Raw genomic sequence first — 17,749 nt, forward strand, 5'->3', positions numbered from 1 at the left:
GCAGCACGTGGGACGGCCATGGGACGTCCTGGGCACCGAACACGATCCCTTTTCGTTTGCCGGGACGTACCGGACTTGTAGGGTCCGAGTGCTTGGGGCTCCCGGGCACCTGCCCGGGTGGAGAGAAGAGGAAGACGTCATGGGCCTGCTGGACAAGATCAAGGGCGAGCTCGTCGACATCGTCGAGTGGCTCGACGACACGCGCGACACCATCGTGTGGCGGTTCCCCCGCTACGAGAACGAGATCAAGATGGGGGCGCGGCTCGTCGTCCGCGAGTCCCAGACCGCGGTCTTCGTCAACGAGGGCACCATCGCCGACGTGTTCGAGCCCGGCACCTACACCCTGGAGACCCAGAACCTCCCGGTGCTGTCCACCCTGAAGGGCTGGAAGCACGGCTTCCACTCGCCGTTCAAGGCCGAGGTGTACTTCGTCAGCACCCGCCAGTTCACCGACATGAAGTGGGGCACCAAGAACCCCGTCATGATGCGGGACCCGGAGCTCGGCATGGTCCGCATCCGGGCCTTCGGCGCGTTCTCCGCCAAGGTCTCCGACCCGCAGCTCCTGCTGCGCGAGCTGGTCGGCACCGACCCGCAGTTCCGCACCGACGAGGTGCACGAGTACCTGCGCCAGAACGTGGTGAGCCACTTCGCGAGCGTGCTCTCGTCGTCCGGCATCCCCGTCATCGAGGTCGCCGCGCACCACGGTGACCTCGGCGACCAGCTCGCCGCCCGGCTCACCGAGGAGCTGTCGACCGACCTCGGCATCGCCGTGCCGAAGTTCGTGATCGAGAACATCTCGCTGCCGCCCGAGGTCGAGGAGGCGCTCGACAAGCGCACCTCGATGGGCATCGTCTCGTCCGGCACCGTGGGCAGCATGGCCGCCTTCCAGCAGTTCCAGGCGGGCGCCGCCATGGAGGCCGCGGCCGACGGCGGAGGCGGCGCGGGCGCCGTCATCGGCATGGGGCTGGGCCAGGCGGTGGGCAACGCGATCGTGCCGCCCACCCAGCCCGCCGCGCCGTCCGCCCCTGCCCCCGCGCCCGCGGCCGCACCGGCCGGCCCGCCGCCCCTGCCGGGCGGCTGGTTCCTCGGCAACGGCGGCGCCCAGACCGGCCCGTTCGACGACGCCGCGCTGGCCGCCCAGGCCGCGGCGGGCACCCTCACCCCGAGCACGCTGATCTGGCGCGCGGGCATGGCCGGCTGGGAGCCGGCGTCGTCCGTGCCCGACGTGGCCAAGCACCTCGGCGCTACGCCGCCCCCGCTGCCGCAGGCCTGAGGATGGTCGAGCTCACCGACGGCGGTCCCGCCGCCCACCACGCCTACCCGTGCGAGCAGTGCGGGGCCAACGTCGAGTTCTCCGCGGGCACCGGCACGCTGACCTGCCCGTACTGCGGGCACGCGCAGCAGGTCACCGCCGTCGTCCGCGAGGTGCGCGAGCACGACTTCGCGGCGCTCGCGTCCCGTTCGCGCGCCGTCGCGCCCGCCACCCAGGACTACCGGTGCGACACCTGCGGCGCCGTGACCACCAGCGACCACCTGTCCCAGAAGTGCGGGTTCTGCGGGTCGCCCATGGTCGCCGAGGTCGAGGGCCTCGGGCTGGTCGAGCCCGAAGCCGTGCTGCCTTTCGAGGTGGACCGCGAGGCCATGCAGGGCGCCCTGCGCACCTGGGTGCGCTCGCGCTGGTTCGCACCGTCCGCACTGAAGAAGGTGGTCTCCGCCGAGCAGGCGCACGGCGTCTACCTGCCGCACTGGACCTTCGACGCGCGGACCCGGTCCGACTACGTCGGGCAGCGTGGCGAGCACTACTGGGTCACCGAGACCTACACGACCACCGACTCCGAGGGCCGCAGCCAGACCCAGACCCGGCAGGTGCAGAAGACGCGCTGGTACCCGGCCGCGGGCACCGTCGCGCGGGACTTCGACGACGTGCTGGTGGCCGGGACCGGGCGCGTCATGCCGGAGCACCTGGCGAAGCTCAGCCCGTGGCCGCTGCAGCAGGCCCGGGCCTACCAGCCCGACTACCTGGCCGGCTACGAGACCCTGCGGTACGACGTCGAGCCCGAGACCGGGCTGGAGGTCGCCAAGGGCGAGATGGCGCCGGTCATCGAGAACGACTGCGAGCGGGACATCGGCGGCGACGTGCAGCGCGTGCACCAGGTGCACACCAGCTACGCTGCCGTGACCTACAAGCTCCTGCTGCTGCCCGTGTGGATCGCCACCTACCTGTACGGCGGCAAGCCGTTCCAGGTGCTGGTCAACGCCCGCACCGCCGAGGTGGTGGGCCAGCGGCCGTGGTCGGCGTGGAAGATCACGCTCGCCGTGCTCGCGGGCCTGCTCGTGGCGGCCGCGATCGTCTGGGCGGTCGTCGCGAACGGCGACGGCGGCACGACGGGCGCGCTCGCGTCCGTCGCGCACGCCGCCGCGCTCGCGGACGTGGGGACGGCGGCGGAGGCCGGGTCGTTCGCGGAGGCCGCCGTGCGGTGGGGCGACCCGGTGGTCCGTGAGAGCGTGGGAGCTCCGGCGTAGCCCGCAGGAACCGCAACCCCGCCCCGTCCGTTGGGTGACCGGTAGAAGACGACCGCGAGGAGATCAACCGATGCTGTGCCCCATCGACCAGACGACGCTCGTCATGTCCGAGCGCAAGGGGATCGAGATCGACTACTGCCCCACGTGCCGTGGCGTGTGGCTCGATCGTGGCGAGCTCGACAAGGTCATCGACCGGTCGGTCGAGGCCGAGATCGCCGCGGAGAACCGGCCGTCGGCCCCCGTCGCCCCGCCCGCTCCCGTCGCCCCCTCCGCGCCGAACCCGGTGCACGCCGGCCCGGCCTACGGCTCGCCGCAGCCGGCCTACGACCCGCGCTACGACGACCGCCGTCGGGACGACGACCGGCGTCGTGACGACGACCGGCGCTACGACCGTGACCGCCGGTACGACGACGACCGCCGCTACGACCGCGACCGGCGCTACGACGACGACCGCCGCTACGACCCGCGCTACAAGAAGAAGCGCAAGGAGTCGATCCTGGGCGAGCTCTTCGACTTCTGACCTAGCCGCACCGCGCTGACGACATCGGTCGGTTGCTCCGAGACCGGTCCATCGCCGGACCGACCTCACAGCAACCGACAGATCTCATTTGCGGCCGGGCCGGCGTCGATGCGCTCGGCCCAGCGCTCGCGCCCCACCTGACCTGACGCTGCCCCGGCGCCTGGCACCCGCTGCCCTGGCTCCCGACCCGGCACCCTCTGCCCCAGCGGTCGAACGTAGGGTGCGTCGGCCCATGAGCGCTCATCCGCCGACGGACCCTACGCTCGACGGCGCCTGCTGGTGTGCGGCGTCGGAGCCTACGTTCGACGGCGCCTGCTGGTGTGCGGCGACGGACCCTACGCTCGACGGCGTCCGCCCCCCGCCGTCAGCGCCCGGGCTCGCGGCCTGACACCTGGCACGCGCTGTCCGGGCGGTCGAACGTTCCGGGCGGCCGAACGTAGGGTGCGTCGGCTCATGGGCGCTCGTCCGCCGACGGACCCTACGTTCGACGGCGCCTGCTGGTGTGCGGCGACGGACCCTACGCTCGACGGCGCCTGCCCCCGCCGTCAGCGCCCGGGCTCGCGGCCTGACACCTGGCACGCGCTGCCCGGGCGGTCGAACGTTCCGGGCGGCCGAACGTAGGGTTCGTCGGCGCATGAGCGCTCGTCCACCGACGGACTCTACGTTCGACGCCGGCTGCTGGTTGCGCCGACGGAGCCTACGTTCGACGGCGCCAGCCTGTTGCGCCGACGGACCCTACGCTCGACGGCGTCCCACCCCGCCGTCGGCGGCCGGCGTCAGGAGGGCGTCAGCGAGCGCCCAGCCGGCGTCAGCGTTCCGTCAAGGACTGGTTCCACCGGTCGCGGACCGGCGTAGACCAGTGGCATGACCGATCTGGCCTTCATCCTCCTGACCGTGGCGTTCTTCGCTGCGGTGGCTCTGGTGGCGCGCCGCGCCGCCGCGAGCCACGATTCCGCGAGCCACGACTCCGCCCGCCCCTCGGGGAGGCGGAAGTGAACCCCTTCGACGCCGTGGGCCTGGTGCTCACCCTCGCGGGCCTCGTCTACCTCTTCGTGGCGCTGATCCGCGCCGACCGGACGCGGTGATCGCCGCCATGAGCTCCGCAGTCCTCGTCGCGGTGGCCCAGATTGCCGTCCTGGTCGCCGTCCTCGCCGCCGTCCACGCCCCTCTGGGCGCCTACATGGCGCGCGTCTACTCCAGCCCGAAGCACCTGCGCGCCGAGCGCCTCTGGTACCGCGTCGTCCGCGTGGACCCGGACGCCGAGCAGCGTTGGACCACCTACCTGATGTCCCTGCTCGGGTTCGCGCTGGTCTCCGTGCTGTTCTTGTACGGCATGCTGCGCCTGCAGGACCACCTGCCGTGGAGCCTGGGCTTCACCGGGTTCGACCCGGCGGGTGCCTGGAACACCGCGGTCAGCTTCACCACCAACACCAACTGGCAGTGGTACTCGGGTGAGGCCGCCGCGGGACACCTGGTGCAGATGGCCGGCCTGGCCGTGCAGAACTTCGTCTCGGCCTCCGTCGGCATGGCGGTCGCGATCGCCCTGGTCCGCGGGTTCGCCCGCTCCGGGACGGACGCCCGCATCGGCAACTTCTGGTCCGACCTGACCCGCGGCGTGACCCGCATCCTGCTGCCCCTGTCCCTGGTGGCGGCGATCCTGCTGATGGTGGGTGGCGTGATCCAGAACCTGGACCCGCATACCGCGATCACCACGGTCGAGGGCGCCACCCAGCAGTCGCTGGGCGGCCCGGTCGCCTCGCAGGAGGCCATCAAGGAGCTCGGCACCAACGGTGGCGGCTTCTTCAACGCGAACTCCGGCCACCCGCTGGAGAACCCGACGCCGTTCACCAACCTGGTCGAGATCTTCCTGATCCTGCTCATCCCGTTCACGCTGCCCCGCACGTTCGGCATCCTCGTGGGCGACAAGCGGCAGGGCTGGGCGATCCTCGGCGTCATGGCCGGCCTGTTCGCGGCCTCGCTCGCGCTGACCACCTGGGCCGAGATGGCGGGCCCAGGGGCCGCGCCCCAGGCGGCGGGCGCCGCCATGGAGGGCAAGGAGACGAGGTTCGGCCCCGCGGGCAGCGCGCTGTTCGCGGTGGCGACGACGGCGACGTCGACCGGCGCGGTGAACGCGTCGCACGACTCGCTCACCGCCCCCGGCGGCGGCCTGGTGCTGTTCAACATGCTGCTGGGCGAGATCGCCCCGGGCGGCGTCGGCGCGGGCCTGTACGGCATGCTCGTGCTGGCCGTGGTCGCGGTGTTCATCGCGGGGCTCATGGTGGGCCGCACGCCCGAGTACCTGGGCAAGAAGATCGGCCGCCCCGAGATGACGCTCGTCGCGCTGTACGTGCTGACGGTCCCCGCGCTGGTCCTGGTGGGCACGGCGATCGCCGTGGTCGTCGAGCCGGGCCTCGTGGGCATCCAGGAGGCGGGCCCGCACGGCCTGTCCGAGGTGCTGTACGCCTACGCCTCCGCCGCGAACAACAACGGCTCCGCGTTCGGTGGGCTCACCAGCGGCACCCCGTTCTACGAGGTGACGCAGGGCATCGCGATGCTGGCCGGCCGGTTCGTGCCGATCGCGCTGGTGCTGGCCCTCGCCGGCCGCCTCGCGAGCCAGACGGCCGTGCCCGCGACGTCGGGCACCCTGCCCACGCACCGCCCGCTGTTCGCGGGCCTGCTGGCGACGGTGGCGATCATCGTCGTGGGTCTCACCTTCATTCCCGTTCTTTCCCTCGGTCCCGTTGTGGAGTCCCTGTCATGACCATCGACACCCGGAGCATCCCGGACGTCCCCACGCAAGAGCCCGTGCCCGACGACGCCCGGCGCACGGCGAAGCGGCAGGCACCGCGCGCCCTGACCTGGACGCAGCTGCGGTCCGCCTTCCCGGGCGCCCTGCGCAAGCTCGACCCGCGCGTGCTGTACACCTCGCCCGTCATGTTCGTGGTCGAGGTGGGCGCCCTGGTCACCACGGTGCTCGCGATCGTCGAGCCGGGCGTGTTCGCCTGGTGGATCGCCGTGTGGCTGTGGGCCACCGTGCTCTTCGCGACGCTCGCCGAGTCCGTGGCGGAGTCGCGCGGCAAGGCGCAGGCCTCGACCCTGCGCGCCACGCAGAAGCAGACGACGGCGCGCAAGGTCGACGCCCCGCAGGACACCCTGACCTCGGGCACACGGCTGGACCTGCTGCCCACCGTCGAGGTGCCGTCGTCGACGCTGCAGGTGGGCGACGTCGTCGTGGTCGCCGCGGGCGAGACCGTCCCGGGCGACGGCGACGTCATCGAGGGCGTCGCGTCCATCGACGAGTCGGCCATCACCGGCGAGTCCGCCCCCGTCATCCGCGAGTCCGGCGGCGACCGCAGCGCCGTCACCGGCGGCACCGTGGTGCTCTCGGACCAGGTCGTCGTGCGCATCACGGCGCCCGCCGGCGCCACGTTCGTGGACCGGATGATCGCCCTCGTCGAGGGCAGCGAACGGCAGAAGACGCCGAACGAGATCGCGCTGAACATCCTGCTGACGTCGCTGACCATCGTGTTCCTGCTGGCGGTCGCCACGCTCCAGCCGTTCGCCGTCTACTCGGGCTCGCGGCAGTCGCTGCTGGTCCTCGTCGCGCTGCTGGTCTGCCTCATCCCGACGACGATCGGCGCCCTGCTGAGCGCGATCGGTATCGCGGGCATGGACCGGCTGGTGCAGCGCAACGTGCTGGCGATGTCGGGCCGCGCCGTGGAGGCGGCGGGCGACGTGGACGTGCTGCTGCTCGACAAGACGGGCACCATCACGTACGGCAACCGGCGCGCCACGCAGGTGCTGCCGGTGAGCCGGGTGACGCCGCAGGAGCTCGCGATCGCGGCGCGGTTCGCGTCGCTGGCCGACGAGACGCCGGAGGGGCGGAGCATCGTCGAGCTGGTGGACGAGAAGTACGGGGTGGGCGAGGAGCTGCCGCTGGACGCGGAGCTGGTGCCGTTCACGGCCCAGACCCGGATGTCGGGCGTGGACCTGCCGGGTACGCGGGTTGAGCTTGTCGAAACCGTCGAGCCTGACGAGGCCGGGATCTCGACGAGCTCGACCAGCGATGGGCGCTCGACCGGCGTCGTCCGCATCCGCAAGGGTGCCGGGAGCGCGATCCAGCGCTGGGTGCACAGCACGGGCGCGCAGATCTCCGACAAGGAGCTCAAGGACCTCGAGAAGCACGTGGACGCGGTCTCGAAGGCGGGCGGTACCCCGCTGGTGGTCGCCGAGCAGGTGGGCGAGGCGCCGGCGCGCGTGCTCGGCGTCGTCCGGCTCAAGGACGTGGTCAAGGAGGGCATGCGCGAGCGGTTCGACGAGCTGCGCGCCATGGGCATCCGGTCGGTGATGGTCACGGGCGACAACGCCGTGACCGCGCGGGCCATCGCCGCGGAGGCGGGGGTGGACGACGTCCTGGCGGAGGCCACCCCGGAGGACAAGCTCGCGCTCATCAAGCGCGAGCAGGAGGGCGGCAAGCTCGTCGCGATGGCCGGCGACGGCACGAACGACGCCCCGGCGCTGGCCCAGTCCGACGTCGGCGTGGCGATGAACACCGGCACGTCCGCCGCCAAGGAGGCGGGCAACATGGTGGACCTCGACTCGGACCCCACCAAGCTGATCGAGATCGTGGAGATCGGCAAGCAGCTGCTCATCACGCGCGGCGCGCTGACCACGTTCTCCGTGGCGAACGACGTCGCGAAGTACTTCGCGATCCTGCCCGCCATGTTCATGACGGTGTTCCCGCAGCTCGAGGTGCTGAACATCATGCGCCTGGCGAGCCCGGGCTCGGCGATCCTGTCGGCCGTCATCTTCAACGCGCTGATCATCCTGGCGCTGATCCCGCTGTCGCTGCGCGGCGTGAAGTACCGGCCGGCGTCGGCGTCGTCCCTGCTGACGCGCAACCTGCTCGTCTACGGCCTGGGCGGCCTGGTCGCGCCGTTCATCGGCATCAAGCTCATCGACCTCGTCGTCTCGCTGATCCCGGGCCTGTAGCCCGCGCGCATCGGATCCGGAAAGGAAATCACAATGGCAAGCACCACGGTGGCGAGCGATCTCGCGACGCTGACCCGGCACTCGCTGGCGGGGCTGCGCATGCTGCTCGTCTTCACGCTCCTGCTGGGCCTGGCGTACCCGCTCGCGGCGACCGCCGTCGGGCAGGTGGCCTTCCCCTGGCAGGCCAACGGCTCGCTCGTGCGGGCCGACGGCTCGCACACGACCGACCGGTCGGAGGCGGTGGGCTCGGCGCTGGTCGCGCAGGGCTTCGAGGGCGCGCAGTACTTCCACCCGCGGCCGTCGGTGGCGGGCGACGGGTACGACACGCTGGCGTCGGCGGGCTCCAACCTGGGCCCGCTCAACCCCGACCTCGTGGCGACGATCGAGGAGCGCAAGGCCGCCGTCGCCGAGCTGGAGGGCGTGGACCCGGCCGACGTCCCGGCGGACGCCGTGACCGCGTCCGGCTCGGGCCTGGACCCGCAGATCAGCCCCGAGTACGCCGCGATCCAGGTCGCCCGGGTGGCGCGCGAGCGCGGCCTGCCGGTGGCCGAGGTCAAGGCCTTGGTCGCGGAGCACACGGCCGGGCGCGACCTGGGCGTGCTGGGCGAGCCGCGGGTCAACGTGCTGGAGCTCAACCTCGCGCTCGATGACGCACACTGAACCCATGACCACCGGACGCCGGGGCCGCCTCACCGTCTACCTGGGGGCGGCCCCTGGCGTGGGCAAGACCTACGCCATGCTGGACGAGGCGCACCGCCGCCGGGCGCGCGGCACCGACCTCGTGATCGGGCTGGTCGAGACGCACGGCCGCGCCGCGACGGTCGCCAAGATCGGCGACCTGGAGATGATCCCGCGCCGGCTGGCCGAGCACCGCGGGTCCACGCTCACCGAGCTGGACGTCGCCGCGGTGCTCGAGCGCGCGCCCGAGGTGGTGCTCGTGGACGAGCTGGCGCACACCAACGCGCCCGGGTCGGAGCACGCCAAGCGCTGGCAGGACGTGCACGACCTGCTGGACGCCGGGATCGACGTGGTCACCACGGTCAACGTGCAGCACATCGCGTCCCTGACGGACGACGTCGAGGCCATCACCGGGGTGCGGCAGCGCGAGACGGTGCCGGACCAGGTGGTCCGCGAGGCCGACCAGATCCAGCTCGTCGACCTCTCGCCGGAGCAGCTCCGGCGCCGGCTCGCGCACGGCAACGTGTACCGGGCCGAGCAGATCGACGCCTCGATGTCGTCGTTCTTCCGCGTCGGCAACCTGACGGCGCTGCGCGAGCTCGCCCTGCTCTGGCTCGCCGACCGGGTCGACGACGCCCTCACGAGGTACCGCGCCGACCACTCGATCGGCGGCACCTGGCCCGCCCGCGAGCGCATCGTCGTGGCCGTCACCGGCGGCCCGGAGACGGAGACGCTGCTGCGCCGGGCCGCGCGGATCGCGCAGCGGGCGGCGGGCACCGAGCTGCTGGCCGTGCACGTGCTGCCGACCGACGGCCTGCCGTCGACGCCGTCGGCGACGATCGCCGCGCACCGCGCGCTGGTGGAGTCGCTCGGCGGCGTGTTCCACACGGTGGTGGGGGAGGACGTGCCGTCCGCCGTCGTGGACTTCGCGCGCGGCGTCAACGCGACCATGATCGTGGTGGGCGTGTCCCGGCACCCCGTGTGGCGGCAGGCGCTGCTGGGCTCCTCCAGCGCCGAGATCGCGCGGCTCTCGGGCGCGATCGACGTGCACCTGGTGACGCACGAGCGGGCGCGGGTCGGGGTGGGCGTGCGCTCGCGCTACTCGTCGCTGTCCCCGCGGCGCCGGGCCGCCGGCTGGGCGTCGGCCCTGCTCATCCCGGCCGTGCTCACGGCCGGGCTGCTGGCCTTCGGCACGGACGACGTGGCGCTCGCGACGGACGCCATGCTGCTCCTGGCAGGCGTCGTCGGCGTGGCGATGATCGGCGGCCTGTGGCCCGCCGTCGTGGCCGCCGTGGTGTCCAACCTGTGCCTCAACTGGTTCTTCGCGGCGCCCACGGGCCAGCTGACGATCGCGGAGGCGGAGAACGTGCTCGCGCTGGCGGTGTTCGTGGTGATCGCGGTGGCCGTGGCCTCCGTGGTGGACCTGGCGGCCCGCCGCACCACGCAGGCCTACCGGGCGCGGGCCGAGGCGTCCACGCTGGCGGCGTTGTCCCGGTCGGTGCTGTCGGGCCAGGACACGGCCCAGGCGATCGTGCACCGCCTGGCCCAGACCTTCGCGATGGCGGACGTGCGCCTGGAGGAGCGCGCCGACGACCGCGCGCCCTGGTCGGTCGTGGCGCACGAGCGGTGGGTCACCGAGGCCGACCCCGGGGTGGCTCCCCGTGGTCCCGCCGAGGAGGAGGCGACCGTGACCGAGGTGGCGATCGACGACCGGCACCGGCTGGTCCTGGCCGGCCGTGTGCTGCCGGCGAGCGACCGGCAGGTGGTCGAGGCGTTCGGGGCGCAGGCCGGGATCGTCATGGAGCGGCGCAGGCTGCGCGAGCAGGCCGCGCAGGCCGAGGTGCTGGAGCGCACCGAGAGCACCCGCACCGCGCTGCTCGCCGCCGTCTCGCACGACCTGCGCACGCCGCTCGCGGCGATCCGCACGGCCGTCGACGGCCTGGCCTCGCCGGACGTCGAGCTGGACCGGGAGGACCGCGACGTCCTGACGGCCACGATCGCCGACTCGACGCACCGGCTGGAGCGCCTCATCGGCAACCTGCTGGACCTGTCCCGCATCCAGACCGGCGCCGTGCGGCCCGCGCTGCGCGCCGCGTCGCTGGAGGAGGTGGTGCCGATCGCCGTCGAGCCGTGGCTGGCCGACCTCACGCTCGACGTGCCGGAGGACCTGCCGCTCGTGCACACCGACCCCGGCCTGTTCGAGCGGGTGGTGGCCAACGTGGTCTCCAACGCGGTGCGGCACTCGCCGCCCGGCGCCAAGGTCCTGTTCACCGCGTCGGCCGCGCGCGACGCCGTCGAGCTGCGCGTCGCCGACACGGGCCCCGGCGTGCCGGAGGACCGCAAGGCCACCATGTTCGAGCCGTTCCAGCGGCTCGACGACACGAGCGCGAACGGCCTGGGCCTGGGCCTGGCGGTCGCGTCAGGTCTCGCGGACGCCGTCGGCGCCCGGATCTCCGCCGAGGACACACCGGGCGGCGGCCTGACCATGGTCCTGACCGTCCCGCGTGATGGGATGGTCCCGTGACCGGTGAGGTGGACGGCGGGGGCGAGCGGTCGGCGTCCGGCAACCGCGTGCTCGTGGTGGACGACGACGCCGCGCTGACCCGCGCGCTGGCGATCAACCTGCGCGCGCACGGCTGGGACGTGACGGCGGCGCCCACGGGCGCGGCGGCGCTGGACGCCGTGGCGTCCACGCGGCCGGACGTGGTGCTGCTCGACCTGGGGCTGCCCGACATGCCGGGGCTCGACGTCATCGCGGGGATCCGGGGCTGGACCCGGGTGCCGATCGTGGTGCTGTCCGCCCGGCAGCTCGGCGACGACAAGGTGGACGCCCTCGACGCGGGCGCCGACGACTACGTGACCAAGCCGTTCGCCATGAACGAGCTGCTCGCACGGCTGCGCGCCGCCGTCCGGCGCGCGGAGCCGGCGCAGGCCGAGGAGCCCGTGGTCACCGCGGGCGAGCTGCGCATCGACCTGGCGCGGCGGCAGGTCTCGCGCGCCGGGGAGGAGGTGCGGCTGAGCCCCACCGAGTGGGCGCTGCTGGAGGTGCTGGTGCGCAACCGCGGCCGGCTCGTGGACCGCAAGCTGCTGCTGCACGAGGTGTGGGGCCCCGCCTACTCGACGGAGACCAACTACCTGCGCGTCTACACCGCGCAGCTGCGGCGCAAGCTGGAGCAGGACCCGTCGCACCCGAAGCACATCCTGACGCACCCGGGCGCGGGGTACCGGTTCGAGGAGTGACGGCGCCCTCGGGGAGCGAGGGCGTCAAGGTCCCGTCAGGATGCGCCGGTCCGGCGTACGGATAACGTTCACGCGGGCGGTTCCGCCGCGCGCCGTTCGTAGCGTCGCGGGTATGGCCCTGACCTCTGCTTCCCGCCGTTCCTCCGGTGCCGGGCCGGTGCCGGACGCGACGCCGGACGACACCGACCGCGTGCTCCTGGACGTGCTGCTGCACGACGGGAGGGCCACGCTCCAGGAGCTGGCCGCGGCGACCGGCCTGAGCACCTCCGCGACGTCCGTGCGGGTGCGCAAGCTGGTCGAGCGGGGCGTGATCGCGGGCTTCCACGCCCGGGTCGACCGCGCGGTCCTCGGCCGGCCGGTGGAGGCCCTGGCCCAGGTGCAGGTCCGCGCGGACGCCGACCTCACGGCGCTCGAAGGGGCGCTCGCGGGCAGCGCGGCCGTGGTGTCGGCCTGGCAGGTCACCGGGGAGTACGACTACGCCGTCCACCTCGCGTGCCGGAGCCTGCCCGACGTCGAGGCGGAGCTGCGCCACCTGCGCGCGCAGCCCGGCGTGCTGCGGACGTCGGCGCAGCTCCTGCTGCACCGGGTGCCGTCCTGGTCGGGGGTGGCCTGACCGGGGCGGCCTGGGCCTCAGAGCAGGCGTAGCGCGCCCCCGCGCGCGTCGGGGTGGTCCAGCCGGGCGAGGCCGGTGCGGAAGTCCGGGAGCCCCTCGTACACCTCCAGGTCGCGGCGGATCGCCGCGGCCTCCTCGGGGACCGGGCCGACCAGCGGCAGCCGCACCCGGGCGGTGGGCAGCAGGCCGAGGCCGCGCAGCACCACCTTGGTCGCCACGGCGGGCGGCACGTGGTGGTGCAGGGCGTGGTCGAGCGGGGCGAGGCGCCGGGCGAAGTCGTCCGCGGCGTCCAACTCACCGTCGAGCAGCGCGTCCACGTAGGCCCGCCAGAGGGCGGGCTCCACGTTGACCCCGACGCCGACCACGCCCTGTCCGCCGGCGGTCAGGACCATGGCCGCGGCGTCCGAGCCGGCGTAGTACGCCAGGTCGCTCAGCCCCATGAGCTCCGCCGCCCGGTGCGGGTTCTCCGTGGCGTCCTTGACGGCCCAGACGTTGGGGTGCTCGGCCGCGCGGAGCAGGGTCGGCAGCTCGAAGCCGACCCCGAACCGGCGGGGGTTGTCGTAGAGCATCACGGGGACGTCGGTGGCGTCGGCGAGCGCCCGCACGTGGGCGAGGAGCCCGGCCTGCGAGGGCCGGCTGGCCGCGGGGGCGGCGACGAGGACGCCGTCGGCCCCGGCCCGGGCCGCGGCGACAGCGAGGGTGATGCCCGTGGTGGTGTCGTGCTCGCCCACCCCGGCGACGACGGCGGCGCGGCCGTCGGCGGTGTCGACCGCCGCCCACAGGAGGGCCGTGCGCTCCTCCGGGGCCAGCCCGCCCGACTCGCCCGTCGTCCCGGCGACCACGATCCCGTCCACCCCCTCTCGCACGAGCCGGTCGACGTGCCGGGCGAAGGAGTCGAGGTCGAGGTGACCGTCGGTGGTGAAAGGCGTGACAGTGGCGGCGAAGAGCCGCGTGGAGCGTGGATCAGGCACTCGATCACGCTATTCCGGCGGGTGGGGGAGCGTCCGTACGGGCACCGTCAGGAGTTGGCCCGTGCCCGTACGGGATGCGTCAAGGTCCTCGTCCCGACGATCGCGCGCGCCGTACGACGGGGTCATGACTCTCACCGCGCTCCTGCCCACGCTCCGCGCGAGCATCCCCGACCCGCTCGCCGCGAGCGCCTGGCCGGCGGACACCCGGGCGACCGTCACCGACGTCGTGGTGGACGGCGTCTCCCTGCACGGTCTCGCGCTGCTGTGCAGCACGCCGTGCGTGCACACTGCGGCCGGCCCGGAGCCGTTCGTGGTGGTCACCGCCGTCCTGGACACCACGACCACGCACGACGGACGGCGGGTGCTGGTCCTCGACGCCGACCTCGCCACGGCGGGCGCGACGTGGCCAGAGCTGCGGCTGCTGGGCCGGGCCTCGGTCGCGCGGCTGGTGCCCACGCTCGTCTGCGACCCGGACAAGGTGCCGCTCGCGGAGGTGCCGCTGCCCGCCGACGTCGGCGCCCCGGACCTGCTCGGCGTGCCGTGCGCGGGCGACCCGCGGCGCGGGTGTGCTCGGGGGATGGTGCGCTAGACGCCGGGCGCGCTCACCGGCGGGCGCGCTGGTCCAGGGAGGCGGCCAGCGCGACCAGCGCCCGCTGGAAGTCCGCGCGGTCGTCGGCCGGGAGGGCGCCCAGCAGCTCCGTCTCCATCGCGCGGATGCCGGCCTGGCACCGCTCCAGGACCCGCCGCCCCTCGGCGGTGAGCGAGACGACGCGGTTGCGGCGGTCGGCCGGGTCGGGCACGCGGCTGACCAGCCCGAGCTCGACGAGCCGGTCCAGGTTGCCGATCAGCCGGGTCTTGTCGCGCCCGGTCGCGGCCGCGAGCTGCGCCTGGGTCGGGGCGTCCCCCCGGGCGAGCGCGGTGAGCAGCACGTGATCCCACATCTGCAGACCGGCGGCCGCGAGGATCGGCTCCTCGCGGGCGATCACCACCCGCAGCAGCCGGTCGAAGAGATAGCCAAGCTCGGGACGCTCCACCCGGAGATCCTAACCACCAACCTATGATCTGCGCGGGTGTATCGTCTACGCATGCTTACTTATTCGGAGATGCTCACCCTGCACCACACCGCCCTCGCCGACACCACCCGCCTCGTCGAGCGGGCCGCCCAGGGCCCGCTCGACCTCCCGACGCCGTGCGACGAGTGGGACCTCGCCGCCCTGCTGTCGCACATGATCGGCCAGAACCGCGGCTTCGCGGCCGCCCTCGGCGACGGCGACGCCGACATCGCCCTCTACGCGGGACCGGAGGTGACGCCGGACGGCGCCGTCGGCGCGTGGGCGGAGTCCGCGACGGCGCTGCGGGAGGCGTCCGCGCGCGCGCAACCGGACGCCCCCGTCCACCTGGCCGAGTTCGACTCCCAGGTCTCGGCGACACTCGCCCTGGGCATGCAGCTCCTCGACGCCGCGGTGCACGCCTGGGACGTCGCCACCACGGTCGGTGCCACCTACCGGCCCGACGACGCCACGGTCGCCTTCGTGCTCGACAGCGCGGGCGCGCTCGCCGCCCGTCCGGGCGGGACGCCGGGGGTGTTCGCGGCCCCGCTCAGCACGACCGGTTCCGACCCGTGGACCGACGCCCTGCGCCTGCTGGGCCGGGACCCACGGCCGGCCGCCTGACCATCCCGAGCGCGACGCCCGCCACCACGACCGCGACCCCCAGCCACACGGCCGGTCCCGGCACCGGCCCGCCGAGCGCCACGCCACCGACGGCCGACGCCACCGGGACGACGCCGGTGAACAGCCCGGCCCGTCCCGGACCGATCCGGCCGACGGCGGTGTACCAGAGCAGGAACGCCACGACCGTCACGCCCAGCGCGAGGTGCAGCGTGGCCGGCAGGTGCTCGGCCCGCAGGGTCAGCACGGCGCCCGGCCCTTCGACCGTCAGGCTGAGCGCCCAGAGCGCCACCGCCGCGATCCAGACGGCGTGCAGCGAGACGCCGTGCGGTCCGAGCCGGCGCAGCACGGGGACGGCGAGCAGCGTGAACCCCGCCTCGCACACGAGGGTGAGCAGGGCGTAGCCGACTCCCGCCGCGTCCGTACGCCCGCCGCCCGTGACCAGGACGGCGCCCAGGGTCACCACGGCGGCGGCGCCCACCACGGCCGGCGTCGGCCGGGATCCGCCCAGGAGCGGCCCCACCAGGGCGAGCAGCACCGGCACGGCGGCGACCGCCACCCCGATCACCGCGGGCTCGGCGTGCGCGACGCCGCGGACCACCCCCACGTTGAACAGCACCAGCCCGCTCAGCGCCACGCCCGCGAGCCAGGCCCACTCCCGGCCGCAGGGTGCGGGCGGCGTCCGGCCGGTCAGTCGCAGCACCACCGCCAGCACCAGGGCCGCCAGCGTGTACCGCACGGCCTGCACCGCGAACAGCGGCGCGTCGGCGAGCACGCCGGAGACCGCCACCTGGCTGCCCACCAGCGACATGCCGAGCGCCGCGAAGAGCGGGCCGGTCCAGGCGGGGCCGTGCCGGTCCGCCCGGGGAACTTCGGGGGTGCCTGTGCCGGCGCGCGGCGCCGGGCGGGTGCTGGTCGTCATGTCCGTGAGCCTGCCCGCGCTTTGGTATATCTGACAGAGCCAAGACCGCAGAGATCGAGGGGACCAAGATGCCCGGGGCCGACTTCCTCCAGCTCGACCCCGCCCACGCCCCGGCCGGCGGGCTGACCGCCTGGCTGGCAGAGGCGGTGCGGGGCGCGGTGTCCGACGGCCGCCTGGTCCCGGGCGACCGGCTCCCCGCCACGCGCGTGCTCGCCGACCAGCTCGGCTGCTCCCGCGGCGTGGTGGTCGACGCCTACCGGCGCCTGACCGACGAGGGCCTGCTCGCGGGCCGGCACGGCGGCGGCACGACGGTCCGCGCCGCCTGGGCCCCGGCGCCCGCCCCTGGCACGGGGATGCCGGCCGCCGCTCCCGGCACCTCCCCGGCGGCCCGCCCGCCGTCGCCTGGCCTGGCGGGCGGCCTGCCCGGCGCGTTCGCGCCGGCGGCCCCGGTCGGTCCGCAGGCCGACCTGATCGACCTCTCGCCCGGGCTGCCCGACCTGTCCGCCTTCCCGCGCGCGGCCTGGGCTCGCGCCGAGCGCGCGGCCCTGGACGGCCTCGCCGCCGGCGACCTCGGCTACGGCGACCCGCGCGGCCTGCCCGCGCTGCGCGAGGCGCTCGCCGGCTGGCTCGCCCGCACCCGCGGCCTGCGCGCCCACCCGGACGACATCCTGGTCGTCAACGGTGTCTCCCAGGGCCTGATGCTGCTCGCCCGGGCGCTCCTCGCCCGCGGCACCACCCGGATCGGGTTCGAGGACCCCGGCTCCTACGGGGCGCGCGAGCACCTGCGCCGGTGGGACCTGACGCCCGTGCCCGTACCGGTCGACCGGCACGGCCTCGACGTCGGGGCCCTGGACCGCTCCGGGGTCGACGCCGTCCTGGTCACCCCCGCGCACCAGTTCCCCACGGGCGTGGTGCTCGCGCCCGAGCGGCGGCGCGAGCTGGTCGCGTGGGCGGGCTCAGGACCGGCGGGCGGTCCGGACGGGACGCCGGGCCGGCTCGTGATCGAGGACGACTACGACGCCGAGCACCGGTACGACCGCCCGCCGGTCCCCGCGCTGCGCGCCCTCGCGCCCGACCACGTGGTGCACCTGGGCAGCGTGTCCAAGACGCTCGCGCCGGGGATCCGGATCGGCTGGCTGCTGGCGCCCGCCGCGCTCCGGTCCGAGCTGGTCGAGGCCCGGTACTGGACCGACCTGGCCAGCCCGGCGCTGCCCCAGCTCGCCCTGGCGCACTTCATCACCTCGGGCGGCTTCGAGCGGCACCTACGCCAGGTCCGACGTCGTCACCGCGCCCGGCGTGACGCCCTCCTCGCCGCGCTGGCCGCGCACCTGCCCGGCGCGACGGCCCACGGCGTGGCCGCCGGCCTGCACCTGCTGGTCACCCTGCCGGACGTCGACGACACCGACGTGGCCCGGCGGGCCGCCGCGGCCGGCGTCCGGGTGCACCCCTTGTCGGCCCACCGGGTGGGCGACGGGCCGCCCGGCCTGGTGATCGGCTACGCCGCGAACCCGCCGGACCGGCTGGCCGAGGCGGTGGCGCGGATCGCGCGCGGGCTCCGGGTCGCACCCGGCGCGGGAGCCGTCGTCGGCGTCCGGCCGCTCACGCCGTGATCACGATGCC

Annotated in this window: 17 protein-coding genes; 14 read left to right on the plus strand and 3 right to left on the minus strand. The window is 74.4% G+C overall.

Annotated features, from left to right (window positions below):
- Positions 1-139: 139 nt before the first annotated feature.
- The 11 genes from H291_RS0118240 (at position 140) to H291_RS30715 (ending at position 12,566) form a co-directional block, all read left to right on the plus strand.
- A complete protein-coding gene (locus H291_RS0118240) occupies positions 140-1,273 on the plus strand; it encodes an SPFH domain-containing protein (RefSeq protein WP_020016451.1) in 1,134 nt (377 codons plus the stop codon).
- A 2-nt stretch (positions 1,274-1,275) separates the two neighbouring features.
- Positions 1,276-2,523: a hypothetical protein gene (locus H291_RS0118245; RefSeq protein ID WP_020016452.1), complete on the plus strand. Its 1,248-nt coding sequence runs from the start codon at positions 1,276-1,278 to the stop codon at positions 2,521-2,523.
- A 70-nt stretch (positions 2,524-2,593) separates the two neighbouring features.
- Positions 2,594-3,043, plus strand: a complete 450-nt coding sequence (locus H291_RS0118250; protein WP_020016453.1) for a TFIIB-type zinc ribbon-containing protein — start codon at positions 2,594-2,596, stop codon at positions 3,041-3,043.
- An 864-nt stretch (positions 3,044-3,907) separates the two neighbouring features.
- On the plus strand, positions 3,908-4,039 hold the full coding sequence (locus H291_RS34805; RefSeq protein ID WP_020016454.1) for a hypothetical protein: 132 nt from the start codon (positions 3,908-3,910) through the stop codon (positions 4,037-4,039).
- The gene (kdpF, locus tag H291_RS33430) at positions 4,036-4,128 is read left to right on the plus strand and encodes a K(+)-transporting ATPase subunit F (protein WP_020016455.1); all 93 of its coding nucleotides are present in this window, start codon (positions 4,036-4,038) and stop codon (positions 4,126-4,128) included. Before H291_RS34805 ends, kdpF begins: the two co-directional genes overlap by 4 nt.
- Before the next feature lie 8 nt (positions 4,129-4,136).
- Positions 4,137-5,804, plus strand: coding sequence for a potassium-transporting ATPase subunit KdpA (gene kdpA / locus H291_RS0118265; RefSeq protein WP_026365882.1), 1,668 nt, complete (start codon positions 4,137-4,139; stop codon positions 5,802-5,804).
- Positions 5,801-8,035, plus strand: a complete 2,235-nt coding sequence (kdpB, locus tag H291_RS0118270) for a potassium-transporting ATPase subunit KdpB (RefSeq protein ID WP_020016457.1) — start codon at positions 5,801-5,803, stop codon at positions 8,033-8,035. Before kdpA ends, kdpB begins: the two co-directional genes overlap by 4 nt.
- A gap of 33 nt (positions 8,036-8,068) precedes the next feature.
- On the plus strand, positions 8,069-8,695 hold the full coding sequence (kdpC, locus tag H291_RS0118275; protein ID WP_020016458.1) for a potassium-transporting ATPase subunit KdpC: 627 nt from the start codon (positions 8,069-8,071) through the stop codon (positions 8,693-8,695).
- A gap of 4 nt (positions 8,696-8,699) precedes the next feature.
- Positions 8,700-11,237 (plus strand): DUF4118 domain-containing protein, encoded by a 2,538-nt coding sequence (locus H291_RS0118280; protein WP_020016459.1) that lies wholly within the window; start codon positions 8,700-8,702, stop codon positions 11,235-11,237.
- Positions 11,234-11,953 carry a response regulator gene (locus tag H291_RS0118285; protein WP_020016460.1) on the plus strand — a complete coding sequence of 240 codons (720 nt, stop codon included), beginning with the start codon at positions 11,234-11,236 and terminating at the stop codon, positions 11,951-11,953. The genes H291_RS0118280 and H291_RS0118285 overlap by 4 nt, the downstream gene beginning before the upstream one ends.
- Before the next feature lie 112 nt (positions 11,954-12,065).
- Positions 12,066-12,566, plus strand: coding sequence for an Lrp/AsnC family transcriptional regulator (locus tag H291_RS30715; protein ID WP_198012524.1), 501 nt, complete (start codon positions 12,066-12,068; stop codon positions 12,564-12,566).
- 17 nt (positions 12,567-12,583) lie between these two features.
- Here the strand turns inward: H291_RS30715 and dapA are convergent, their stop codons facing one another.
- The gene (gene dapA / locus H291_RS0118295; RefSeq protein WP_020016462.1) at positions 12,584-13,537 is read right to left on the minus strand and encodes a 4-hydroxy-tetrahydrodipicolinate synthase; all 954 of its coding nucleotides are present in this window, start codon (positions 13,535-13,537) and stop codon (positions 12,584-12,586) included.
- 124 nt (positions 13,538-13,661) lie between these two features.
- Here dapA and H291_RS30720 point away from each other — a divergent pair, with 124 nt between their 5' ends.
- Positions 13,662-14,126, plus strand: a complete 465-nt coding sequence (locus tag H291_RS30720) for a hypothetical protein (RefSeq protein WP_020016463.1) — start codon at positions 13,662-13,664, stop codon at positions 14,124-14,126.
- A 13-nt stretch (positions 14,127-14,139) separates the two neighbouring features.
- On the opposite strand, the gene H291_RS0118305 is transcribed toward H291_RS30720, so the two are convergent.
- A complete protein-coding gene (locus H291_RS0118305) occupies positions 14,140-14,571 on the minus strand; it encodes a MarR family winged helix-turn-helix transcriptional regulator (protein WP_020016464.1) in 432 nt (143 codons plus the stop codon).
- Positions 14,572-14,622: 51 nt separating this feature from the next.
- Between H291_RS0118305 and H291_RS0118310 the strand changes: the two genes are divergently transcribed.
- Positions 14,623-15,210 (plus strand): TIGR03086 family metal-binding protein, encoded by a 588-nt coding sequence (locus tag H291_RS0118310; protein WP_026365886.1) that lies wholly within the window; start codon positions 14,623-14,625, stop codon positions 15,208-15,210.
- Here the strand turns inward: H291_RS0118310 and H291_RS0118315 are convergent.
- Entirely contained in the window at positions 15,137-16,129 is a 993-nt protein-coding gene (locus tag H291_RS0118315) for a DMT family transporter (RefSeq protein ID WP_020016466.1), read from the minus strand. The two genes, H291_RS0118310 and H291_RS0118315, sit on opposite strands and share 74 nt — an antisense overlap.
- A 68-nt stretch (positions 16,130-16,197) precedes the next feature.
- Between H291_RS0118315 and pdxR the strand changes: the two genes are divergently transcribed.
- Positions 16,198-17,739 carry a MocR-like pyridoxine biosynthesis transcription factor PdxR gene (gene pdxR, locus H291_RS0118320; RefSeq protein WP_020016467.1) on the plus strand — a complete coding sequence of 514 codons (1,542 nt, stop codon included), beginning with the start codon at positions 16,198-16,200 and terminating at the stop codon, positions 17,737-17,739.
- The last annotated feature ends 10 nt before the right edge of the window (positions 17,740-17,749 follow it).

Origin of the sequence: Promicromonospora sukumoe 327MFSha3.1 (assembly GCF_000385135.1) — a bacterium.
Classification (GTDB): Bacteria; Actinomycetota; Actinomycetes; order Actinomycetales; family Cellulomonadaceae; genus Promicromonospora; species Promicromonospora sukumoe_B.

What these genes read in the sequence shown, in the direction of transcription:
- kdpC (WP_020016458.1), top strand. Translation starts at nt 8,069, where the DNA reads ATGGCAAGCACCACGGTGGCGAGCGATCTCGCGACGCTGACCCGGCAC.
- H291_RS0118315 (WP_020016466.1), bottom strand. Translation starts at nt 16,129, where the DNA reads ATGACGACCAGCACCCGCCCGGCGCCGCGCGCCGGCACAGGCACCCCC.
- kdpB (WP_020016457.1), top strand. Translation starts at nt 5,801, where the DNA reads ATGACCATCGACACCCGGAGCATCCCGGACGTCCCCACGCAAGAGCCC.
- H291_RS0118245 (WP_020016452.1), top strand. Translation starts at nt 1,276, where the DNA reads ATGGTCGAGCTCACCGACGGCGGTCCCGCCGCCCACCACGCCTACCCG.
- H291_RS0118240 (WP_020016451.1), top strand. Translation starts at nt 140, where the DNA reads ATGGGCCTGCTGGACAAGATCAAGGGCGAGCTCGTCGACATCGTCGAG.
- H291_RS34805 (WP_020016454.1), top strand. Translation starts at nt 3,908, where the DNA reads ATGACCGATCTGGCCTTCATCCTCCTGACCGTGGCGTTCTTCGCTGCG.
- H291_RS0118250 (WP_020016453.1), top strand. Translation starts at nt 2,594, where the DNA reads ATGCTGTGCCCCATCGACCAGACGACGCTCGTCATGTCCGAGCGCAAG.
- H291_RS30715 (WP_198012524.1), top strand. Translation starts at nt 12,066, where the DNA reads ATGGCCCTGACCTCTGCTTCCCGCCGTTCCTCCGGTGCCGGGCCGGTG.
- H291_RS0118310 (WP_026365886.1), top strand. Translation starts at nt 14,623, where the DNA reads ATGCTTACTTATTCGGAGATGCTCACCCTGCACCACACCGCCCTCGCC.
- H291_RS30720 (WP_020016463.1), top strand. Translation starts at nt 13,662, where the DNA reads ATGACTCTCACCGCGCTCCTGCCCACGCTCCGCGCGAGCATCCCCGAC.
- H291_RS0118280 (WP_020016459.1), top strand. Translation starts at nt 8,700, where the DNA reads ATGACCACCGGACGCCGGGGCCGCCTCACCGTCTACCTGGGGGCGGCC.
- pdxR (WP_020016467.1), top strand. Translation starts at nt 16,198, where the DNA reads ATGCCCGGGGCCGACTTCCTCCAGCTCGACCCCGCCCACGCCCCGGCC.
- kdpA (WP_026365882.1), top strand. Translation starts at nt 4,137, where the DNA reads ATGAGCTCCGCAGTCCTCGTCGCGGTGGCCCAGATTGCCGTCCTGGTC.